The following is a 6,197-nucleotide window of genomic DNA, read 5'->3' as shown; positions in this document are numbered from 1 at the left end:
GCGAAGGCCGGTTCGGCCCTCACCAGCCGGAAAGCGCCGCCCTCAAACCGGCAGAGAGGGAAACTACGCCCTCGCCACGCCGCCGTCAGCGCCAGCGACGTGTTGATGTGGGTGCCCAGCTCTCAGCATCGCGTCGATCGATCTGAAGGGAACCCCGGTCAACGGCGATTACGCGTTCGGGGCATCAGCGGTCGTCAACCGTGGGACGTTCAGCCGCATCGATGGCAGCACCGGCGGGTTCGCGGACCTTTTACTGACTTCGGTGCCGCCAGCCGATATTCTGACCCCGCCGATGGACTCCGACTTGGGCGCGGCGGTTTCCGACCACGCGCAGGTCGCGGCCTTGCTGTCCCGATCGGCGGCGGAGGATCACGGCATGACCGGTTTCACCGGATCGGCGGGTCTGCAATGGTGGCATGGCGGCGGCGCCCTTAACTGACGCCACCGCCACAGCCGATAGAAAGTAGCCCGATCAGACCACGCCGTAAGCCAGCATGGCGTCGGCGACTTTCTTGAAGCCGGCGACGTTCGCGCCCTTCACGTAATCGACATAATCGTCGGACACCCGGCCATAGGCCAGGCAGCGTTCGTGAATGCCCTCCATGATGTCGAGCAGCAGCTGTTGCAGCTCGGCTTCCTTCCACGAGCGGCGTTCCGAATTCTGGCTCATTTCCAGCCCGGACACGGCGACGCCGCCGGCGTTCGATGCCTTGCCCGGCGCGTAAAGGATTTTCGCGGCCTTGAAGACGTGAACCCCATCAAGATCGGTCGGCATGTTGGCGCCTTCGGCCACCGCGATGCAGCCGTTGGCGACCAAGGTTCGCGCATCGTCACCGAGCAATTCGTTCTGCGTGGCGCACGGCAAGGCGACATCGCAAGGCACGCCCCACGGGGTCTTGCCGGCGGTGAAGGTCGCGCCTTTGAACTCGCTGACATAATCCTCGATCCGCCCGCGCCGCTTGGTCTTGTGGACCTTGATCCAGTCGATCTTCTCCTGCGAGATACCGTCGGGGTCGTGAATGAAGCCGCCGGAATCGCTGAGCGTCAGGACCTTTCCGCCGAGTTGCGTGACCTTCTCCGCCGCATGCGTCGCGACATTGCCCGATCCGGAAATGACCGCGGTCTTGCCCTTGAGGTCCTGCCCCTTGGTCTTGAGCATGTTGGCGAGGAAATAGACCGCGCCGTAACCGGTCGCTTCGGGCCGGATCAGCGAGCCGCCATATTCCAGCCCCTTGCCGGTCAACACGCCGGTGAACTGGTTGGTGATGCGCTTATACTGACCGAACATATAGCCGATCTCGCGCCCACCGACGCCGATATCGCCGGCGGGCACATCAACGTCCGCGCCGACATGGCGGTACAATTCGGTCATGAAGCTCTGGCAAAAGCGCATCACTTCGTGATCGCTCTTGCCCTTCGGATTGAAGTTCGCGCCGCCCTTGCCCCCGCCCATCGGCAAGCCGGTCAGCGCGTTCTTGAACGTCTGCTCGAACGCCAGGAACTTCAGCACGCTTTCGGTGACCGACGGATGAAAGCGGATGCCGCCCTTATACGGCCCGATCGAATTGTTGTTCTGGACCCGCCAGCCACGCTGCACGCGGATGTTGTGATTGTCGTCTTCCCAGCACACGCGGAACGAGATGATCCGGTCGGGTTCGGCGATGCGGCGGAGGATCTGGTAATCGTGATAATCGGGCTTGTCGGCGATGAAATCGAAAATGTCCTCGGCAACTTCCTGTACCGCCTGGACGAATTCCGGCTGGCCCAGATTGCGCTTCTTCACCCCCTCGATGAAGCGCGACAAATCGACATGATCACCTTTCGACATACCCTATCCCCCTCTTGATTCGTGCACACGACCGCGCTCCGTTGGCCGGAGTCGCTGGCGATTGATAGCAGTAGTTTCGGACGCGATGCGAATCGCTTTCCGTTCGCTTCCTGATCGTGCATGACCCGGCCAGCGATCCGGGGAAGATCGCGCCAAATGGGGGCATAAAGATGACCAAGGCGTCGGATCTGTTTGTCGAGTGTCTGGAAGCGGAGGGCTGCGAATATATCTTCGGCGTGCCCGGCGAAGAGAATCTCGACATGCTCGACAGCCTGTCGCGCTCAAAATCGATCAAGCTGATCCTGACGCGGCATGAACAGGGTGCGGGCTTCATGGCCGCAACCTATGGCCGCCACACCGGCAAGACCGGCGTGTGCATGGCGACGCTCGGGCCAGGTGCGACCAATTTCGTCACCGCCGCCGCTTATGCCCAATTGGGCGGCATGCCGATCCTGATGGTGACCGGGCAGAAGCCGATCAAGAAATCGAAGCAGGGCCGCTTCCAGATCCTCGACGTCGTCGCGATGATGGGGCCGATCACCAAATTCACGCACCAGCTGGCGGCCGCTGACAATATCCCCTCGCGCGTGCGCGAAGCGTATCGCCTGGCAGAGGAAGAAAAGCCCGGCGCGACGCATATCGAATTTCCCGAGGACATTGCCGACGAGGACACCGATGCGCGGCCGATCCCGGCATCGCTGGCGCGGCGTCCCTCCGCCGAACCCAAGGCGGTGCGCGAAGCGGTGAAGATGCTGGAGGCGGCGAAGTCGCCGATCCTCGTCATCGGCGCTGGAGCCAACCGTAAACTCACCGGGCGCATGCTCCTCCAGTTCGTGGAGAAGACCGGCATCCCGTTCCTGACGACGCAGCTTGGCAAAGGCGTGATCGACGAGACGCACCCGAAATTCCTCGGCTGTGCCGCGCTGTCCGCGGGGGATTTCGTGCACCGGGCGATCGGCAGTGCGGACCTGATCCTCAACATCGGGCACGACGTCATTGAAAAGCCGCCCTTCTTCATGCGCGACGGCGGCCCGCCGGTGATCCACATTTCGACGCGCTCGGCCGAGGTCGATCCGGTCTATTTCCCCAATGTCGAAGTGCTGGGCGATATCGCCAACGCAATCTGGCAAATGAAGGAAGACATCGTTCCGTCGGGCCGGTGGAATTTCGACGCGATGTTCGCGGCGCGCAAGGCCGAGGTCGAGCATACCGCCTCGCTCGACGGCGATGCGCGCTTCCCGATCTTTCCGCCTCATCTGGTGCGCGCAGTGCGCGAAGCGATGCCCGCGGACGGGATCATCTGCCTCGACAACGGGGTCTACAAGATCTGGTTCGCGCGTAACTATAACGCGCGCCAGGCGAACACCGTGCTGCTCGACAACGCGTTGGCGACGATGGGCGCGGGCCTGCCGTCGGCCATGGCCTCGGCAATGGTCTATCCCGACCGCAAAGTCATGGCGATCTGCGGCGACGGCGGGTTCATGATGAACAGCCAGGAAATGGAGACCGCGGTCCGGCTGAAGCTCAACATCACCGTGCTGATCCTCAACGACAACAGTTACGGCATGATCCGCTGGAAGCAGGCGAATATGGGCTTCAAGGATTGGGGGCTGACCTATGGCAACCCCGATTTCGTGAAATATGCCGAAACCTATGGCGCGCACGGCCACCGGGTCGAAAGTGCAGCGCATCTTCCCGAACTGTTGGCGCACTGTTTGTCGACCGAGGGAGTCCATCTGATCGACTGCCCGGTCGATTATTCCGAAAACGACCAGATCCTGAATAAGGACATCAAGCAGCTGAGCGCACAGCTCTAACGACCGAAGGGCGCGCAATGGTGAAGCTGAAGGACGTCTACCCGCTCTACCTCAACAACAAGGCGGAGCAGCCCAACACCGATCTGGCGGTGACCGACAAGTTCACCGGTGAAGTCGCGTTCCGCTGCGCGCAGGCCGATGCGGCGACCATCAACGCCGGTATTGCGGGGGCGGTCGAGGCAGCCGAGCCGATGGCGCGGATGCCGGCCTATGCCCGTCGCGACGTCCTGCAACATTGCGTCGACCGGTTCACCGAGCGCGCCGAGGAACTGGCGTTCGCGCTATGTGTCGAGGCGGGCAAACCGATCAAGGATTCGGAGGGCGAAGTCGGCCGCCTGATCGACACGTTTCGCATCGCCGCCGAAGAGTCCGTGCGGATAACCGGCGAGGTCCAGCCGCTCGACATCTCTCCGCGCGCCAAAGGTTATATGGGTATGTGGAAGCGCGTGCCGATCGGGCCGTGCAGCTTCATTTCGCCCTTCAATTTCCCCCTCAACCTGGCGGCGCACAAGATCGCGCCCGCGCTTGCCGTCGGTTGCTCGTTCGTCATGAAGCCGGCCAGCCGGACGCCGCTGGGCGCGCTCATTATCGGCGAAGTGCTGGCCGAAACCGATTTGCCGCGCGGCGCTTTTTCGATCCTGCCGGCCCATCGCGACGGCGCAGACCTGTTCACCGAAGACGAGCGCTTGAAACTATTGTCGTTCACCGGATCGCCCGGGGTCGGCTGGGACCTGAAGGCCAAGGCGGGCAAGAAGAAGGTCGTCCTAGAACTCGGTGGCAACGCCGCGTGCATCATCGATCACGATGCCGATCTGGACGACGCGCTCGAACGCGTGATCTTCGGCGCATTCTACCAGTCGGGACAGAGCTGCATCCACGCCCAGCGGATCATCGTTCACGAGGATGTGTACGACCTCTTTCGCGACATGTTCGTTGCGCGCGCCAAGACGCTGATCGCAGGCGACCCCAAGGACCGTAACGTCTTCATCGGCCCGATGATCACCGAAGGCGAAGCGAAACGGCTCGACGGCTGGATTCAAGCCGCAGTTGCCGCTGGTGCCAAGCTGCTGTGCGGCGGCAAACGCGACGGCGCGATGCTCGAGGCGACGATCATCGAAGACGTGCCGCGCGACACCGATGCCTATCGCGAGGAAGCATTCGGCCCGCTCGCCATTCTGTCCAAATTTTCCGACTTCAAAGCCGCGCTGGATGAGGTCAACGATTCAAAATTTGGGCTGCAGGCCGGCATCTTTACCCGCGACCTGTTCAAGACCCTCGACGCATGGGACGACCTCGACGTCGGCGGCGTGGTCATCAACGACGTCCCCTCCTTCCGCGTCGACAACATGCCTTATGGCGGCGTCAAGGATTCAGGCCTCGGCCGCGAAGGCGTGCGCTTCGCTATGGAGGACATGACCGAAATCCGAAATCTGGTGATCCGTCGCCTGTCGTGACGAGCCGTGCCGCTTTAGCGCCTTCTTCATGAAGGCCAGAGCGGCACATTTATCTCACGTCTTGGTAAAGCAGGACTCAAGCACCGTTGAACCGCCGGAATGGACGAAGCGGCTTTACTGTCGATTGCGGCTCATCCGCAGAGGTTAGCGGAAGCCCGGCAGGTCTGACGGTACCGTCTGGGCAATAGGCAAGTACGCGCGAACCTTAAATTCGTGGATGTCCGCTTCTACACCCTCGGGTCGGAACGCGCCAAACCGCTCCCGGCCCAAATTTAGGCGCGACCTTCGATCTGAACGCTATTCCGTCAGGCCGACCGAACCTGAAATACGATCGGCCAGCATACTGACGAACAGCCTTGTCTTCGTAGGCACGTAACGGTCTGGGGTAATCACGGACAGCGGAACACCGGGAAGCCCCCATTGGGAGAGAACAGCTAACAATGTCCCGCTGGCAATACCTCTGCTTGCCATCGTCTCATCCAGCACCGCAATGCCTAGCCCGAGTTCCGCCAATTTGCGGACCATAGCCATGTTGTTGGCCGTGATTGGGCAGTTCGCGGCGACCACGTGGCGTTCAGCTTTCGAAATATTTGTCAGATACCATTCACCCTGGTCAGCCTGATGCAGAAGATGGATGCGGCGATGGTCGTGGAGCTCTCTTGGATGTGACGGCGTTCCCGCCTGCTCAAGGTATGAGGGCGCCGCGTATAATTTTCCTCGTAGTGTTGCGAGACGGCGAACCCTGAGCCGGGAATCGGGTAAAGACCCAATCCTGACCGCCAGATCGAAGTTTTCATTCACAAGATCGATCCGGCGCGCCGACAGATCGATCTCGATGCGAACGTCCGGAAAAAGCTGCGAATAATCCGCGATGACGGGTGCCACCAATCGCGAGCCAATCTCGGCGTCGACCGAAAGACGTAGAACACCTCGAGGCTGTTCTAGCAGACCATGCAAATCACGATTGGCCTCCTCAACTGACCTGCCCCCGGCGAGTGGACCGGGTTGATTGTTAGTGGATTATGCTCGCCGCCGCCATATCCGGGCGGAGGTGGAGCGAAGCGGAACCGGAGGCCGGATATGGCGGTGAAGCCGTTT

General features: G+C 61.5%; 5 protein-coding genes and 1 pseudogene. 3 read left to right on the top strand and 3 right to left on the bottom strand.

Annotation, left to right across the window (positions count from 1 at the left end; genetic code table 11):
* The first annotated feature begins 292 nt into the window (after window positions 1-292).
* Window positions 293-439: a hypothetical protein gene (locus ACM9ME_RS15230; protein WP_415644311.1), complete on the top strand. Its 147-nt coding sequence runs from the start codon at window positions 293-295 to the stop codon at window positions 437-439.
* 33 nt (window positions 440-472) lie between these two features.
* On the opposite strand, the gene gdhA is transcribed toward ACM9ME_RS15230, so the two are convergent.
* Window positions 473-1,828, bottom strand: a complete 1,356-nt coding sequence (gene gdhA / locus ACM9ME_RS15225) for an NADP-specific glutamate dehydrogenase (protein WP_415644310.1) — start codon at window positions 1,826-1,828, stop codon at window positions 473-475.
* 170 nt (window positions 1,829-1,998) lie between these two features.
* On the opposite strand from gdhA, the gene ACM9ME_RS15220 reads away from it, so the two are divergent.
* Together ACM9ME_RS15220 and ACM9ME_RS15215 are read left to right on the top strand one after the other, a co-directional pair.
* Window positions 1,999-3,645 carry an acetolactate synthase large subunit gene (locus tag ACM9ME_RS15220; protein ID WP_415644309.1) on the top strand — a complete coding sequence of 549 codons (1,647 nt, stop codon included), beginning with the start codon at window positions 1,999-2,001 and terminating at the stop codon, window positions 3,643-3,645.
* A 17-nt stretch (window positions 3,646-3,662) separates the two neighbouring features.
* Complete coding sequence (locus ACM9ME_RS15215) at window positions 3,663-5,099, top strand: aldehyde dehydrogenase family protein (RefSeq protein ID WP_415644308.1); 1,437 nt, start codon at window positions 3,663-3,665, stop codon at window positions 5,097-5,099.
* 297 nt (window positions 5,100-5,396) lie between these two features.
* On the opposite strand, the gene ACM9ME_RS15210 is transcribed toward ACM9ME_RS15215, so the two are convergent.
* Window positions 5,397-6,056: a substrate binding domain-containing protein gene (locus ACM9ME_RS15210; protein WP_415644307.1), complete on the bottom strand. Its 660-nt coding sequence runs from the start codon at window positions 6,054-6,056 to the stop codon at window positions 5,397-5,399.
* Window positions 6,057-6,111: 55 nt separating this feature from the next.
* Window positions 6,112-6,197 (bottom strand): annotated as a pseudogene (locus ACM9ME_RS15205) (integrase catalytic subunit); the annotation flags it as partial.

Origin of the sequence: Sphingomonas antarctica, assembly GCF_965137005.1 — a bacterium.
Taxonomy (GTDB): Bacteria; Pseudomonadota; Alphaproteobacteria; order Sphingomonadales; family Sphingomonadaceae; genus Sphingomonas_O; species Sphingomonas_O antarctica.
This window is presented reverse-complemented; position numbering and strand designations above follow the sequence as displayed.